This window comes from Paenibacillus sp. 01T422 (genome assembly GCF_056398785.1).
Map to the genome: position 1 here is coordinate 1 of NZ_JBFTQB010000701.1, position 3,488 is coordinate 3,488.

The 3,488-nt window shown below is 40.7% G+C and carries 3 protein-coding genes; all 3 read left to right on the top strand.

Annotated elements, in window-relative coordinates; translation table 11 throughout:
* Positions 1–239: helix-turn-helix domain-containing protein (locus AC1DUA_RS29245; RefSeq protein WP_477503097.1), on the top strand; the 239-nt coding region annotated here is incomplete at its 5' end.
* Between the two features lie 13 nt (positions 240–252).
* Positions 253–2,094: a cache domain-containing sensor histidine kinase gene (locus tag AC1DUA_RS29250; protein ID WP_477503098.1), complete on the top strand. Its 1,842-nt coding sequence runs from the start codon at positions 253–255 to the stop codon at positions 2,092–2,094.
* A gap of 144 nt (positions 2,095–2,238) precedes the next feature.
* The coding region (locus AC1DUA_RS29255; RefSeq protein WP_477503099.1) for an ABC transporter substrate-binding protein at positions 2,239–3,488 on the top strand (1,250 nt) is incomplete at its 3' end.

Here is a 3,488-nt window from a genome sequence, read left to right on the forward strand (position 1 = left end):
ATTTTAGTCATTACTTCAAAGTAAATACGGGCATTTCGTTCAGCCAATACTTGCTTCGAACACGGCTTAGAAAAGGCAAAGAGCTGCTGGAAGAAACGGATTCCAAAATATAYGAGATCTCCAAGTTGATCGGCTTTAAGGATACGAAATATTTCAATCGCGTATTTAAAAAGGAATTCGGTGTAACGCCTGAGGAGTATAGAAGAATTACGGTGAACATATACAACGCGAATAAATAAGAAGTGAGTTGATATGAGAGTGAAGAAATACCTGAAATTGCTAGGTCAAAAACTGAGCGAGCTGAGGTTCAGAGACAAATTAACGATTTCTTATATTCTTCTTATTACAGTCCCCGCAATCGTGATCGGAATTAAATACTACAACACTAGCTCTCAAATTATTCTGGAGAATGCCAGTAAACATATCTATGAAATTGTCAAAAAAGACAATCAAATTATTGATAACAGGCTCAATAAATTACAAGAAAGCACATTATCTACAATTTCCAATGTCGAATTATACACGCTTTTAAATGCAATGAGCACGGATGATGACATGCAATTAATTCAAATGGATAAGCGAATAAAAGAAATATTGAATCAGTATTTTATTGAAAATGGCGATATTTTCTCCGCTAATCTTCTAACAAGCTACTACACTTTTGGAAGCAGCAATGTATCCATTTCTCAGGAGAAAGTGCTGGATTCAAGCGTATATAAGGATGCCAAGCAAGCCCAAGGAGGGCTTATCTGGGTTCCCAATTACGAAGTGTCCGAAATCGTAAAGAGCGGAGAGATTCTGAATAACAATGTAAATAATTTCTTTGCGGCCGCCCGTACGATTAACAGCACCTATTTCCAAAACGGGTCCATTCATTACATGAGTGAAGGCATCGAACGACCTGTTTTGTTAATTAATGTAAAAGTCGATATGTTTAATAGTGTATTTGCTGATAGCCTGCCTGTTACGGGGGCATTTACATTTGTCCTCTCCCAGGATGGCAGAGTGATCTCTCCCACGCAGTCCAATCATATCAAATCGTACGCAGATTCGAACTGGTTTCAGGATGCTATGCTGCAGAAAAGCGGGTCGTCGATCACGACGATTGGTGGTAAAAAGTTGCTGGTCTGTTTTGACAGAATGCAAACCACGGGTTGGATCACAGCAGCATTCGTGCCGTATGATCAACTGATTGTCAACTTGTCGAATCTGCGAACATATACACTCTATCTAAGCATATTTCTAATGGTTTTGTCGGTTATTATTGCCTATCTACTCTCGGGCTGGTTAACGAATCCGATCAAGAAATTGCTAGTTGCGACACACTTGATTGGTATTGGTAAATTCACAACGAAGATCCCGGTCGTATCGGATAAGGAATTCAGCTTTCTTTTCACCAAATTTAACCAAATGAACGAAAAAATCCAACAATTGATTACCGAAAATTATGAGGTGAAATTAAGGGAGAAAGAAGCGGAGATTATGGTTTTAAATCTGCAGCTGAACCCTCACTTTCTCTATAATACGCTAAATATTATTAACTGGATGGCTATCGACAAAAGTCAGGACGATATTAGCCGTATGATTATTAGCTTATCCAATATGCTTGAATATACCGTACATAATAAAAAAGAAGTCGTCCCTCTTCGCGAAGATATGAAGTGGCTGAAAGGCTATTTGCATATCATGAGCACTCGCTATGAAGGTATCTTTGGTGTTGGAATCGAGATTGACCCCTCATTAGATAACTGTACAGTACCCAAATTATTCCTTCAGCCAATCATCGAAAATGCCATTATTCACGGATTTGAATCGCTTGAGAACGGTGGGATGATTCAAATTGTCGGAGAGCATGACGAATCGACGGTACATTTTACTGTGCAAGATAACGGCAAGGGCATGGATGACACCCAAAGGAAAAATATTATGAAGAACGATTCGGAGCATGTAGGGATTAGTAATATAGACAAACGGATTAAGCTGCTGTTCGGTCAGGAGTACGGAATCTCTATAGACTCCCAAGTCGGCGTTGGAACGAGTGTTCATATTGTGTTTCCATTTCGCAAGTTCGAGAGTAGTGTGGACAATTTTTAGTACGGAGTCAATTTTATTGAAAATATAAGAATAGTCCACTAAACCAAAATCTTTCGAATATCAAGATGTAAGCGCATTCGTTATAGTGTAATTACATAAGTCAAACCTTATGAAGAACCTAGAGCGATAAGGGAGGAAAACAAATTGTTACAGAAAAAAAGAATGATGAAACGATCTCTCGTTGTTTTATTCGCATCGATGATAACGCTCACTGGATGTACGTCTAGTCCCAAAGAGGCGTCGGTATCACCAGCGGGAACGACAGCACCTCAAGCGAGCAAAGAAGCTACTGCAGCCACTGCAGCACCAGAGGCTAAGAAAGAACCGGTTAAATTAAAGTATACCTATTGGGGGAGCCCTCAAGAAAAAACAGCGATAGAAAACGCAACGAAAAAATTCACGGAGAAATTTCCTTGGATAACGGTAGATCCAGTATTCATTCCGGAATCGGATTATGATGCTAAAATTACAGCGATGGTGGCTGGTAATGAGTCGCCGGATGCCGGCTATATGCACTCAGAGCTAGGTGAAGCCTGGCAGAATGAAGAAAAATTCGTTAATATCAATGATTTGTTCGCAACCGACAAGGAAGTTAAGAAATCGGATTTCCTAGACTATATTTGGTTCAATGGTACAAAACCAAATTATACCTATGCGATAAGTTCAGCCGCCGAATCATTTGCCATTTTCTACAATAAAGATTTGTTTGCAGAGGCAAAAGTCGAAGCTCCCCCTGCGAAGGCTGAAAATGCATGGACGTGGGATCAATTCGTAGCCGCAGCGCAGAAATTAACACTTGATAAAAATGGTAAAAATGCGGCCGACCCGAATTTCGACCCCAATAACATCAAACAATTCGGTGTATCGTTTGAAAGCTGGTGGGGGCCAATTATGGCTCAAGTCGTGAATAACGGCGGCGATATCATCTCAAAAGATGGGAAAACATTCGCACTCGACCAGCCGGAAGCTATCGAAGCGGTTCAAAGACTCGCTGATCTTATCAATAAATATCATGTAGCCCCGTCTCCGACTCAGATGAAGTCGATTCCATCTCAGGCTGTTGCGCTGCAATCCAAAATTGTAGCTATGAGTATGCATGGACAATGGATCAATCTTGATCTTGGAGCAGCAAAAGTAAACTACGGCATTGGCGCACTACCGAAGATGAAGCAAAGCATCGCAATGGGCATTAGTGGTGCGAGCGTTATCTATAAGTCAACGAAGCATTTGGAAGAAACATGGATKCTGACGAAATTCCTAGCTGATCCTGCAGGTGCCATTGATTTGTATAAAGGCGGACTATGGATGCCAACGATGAAAAAATGGTACACCGATCCAGCACTTGTTGCACAATGGGCAGAAAATAATCCTGCGCATCCAGAAGGCTTCAAAGA

Coding starts and splice junctions, on each gene's coding strand:
- AC1DUA_RS29250 (WP_477503098.1), top strand. CDS start 253: ATGAGAGTGAAGAAATACCTGAAATTGCTAGGTCAAAAACTGAGCGAG.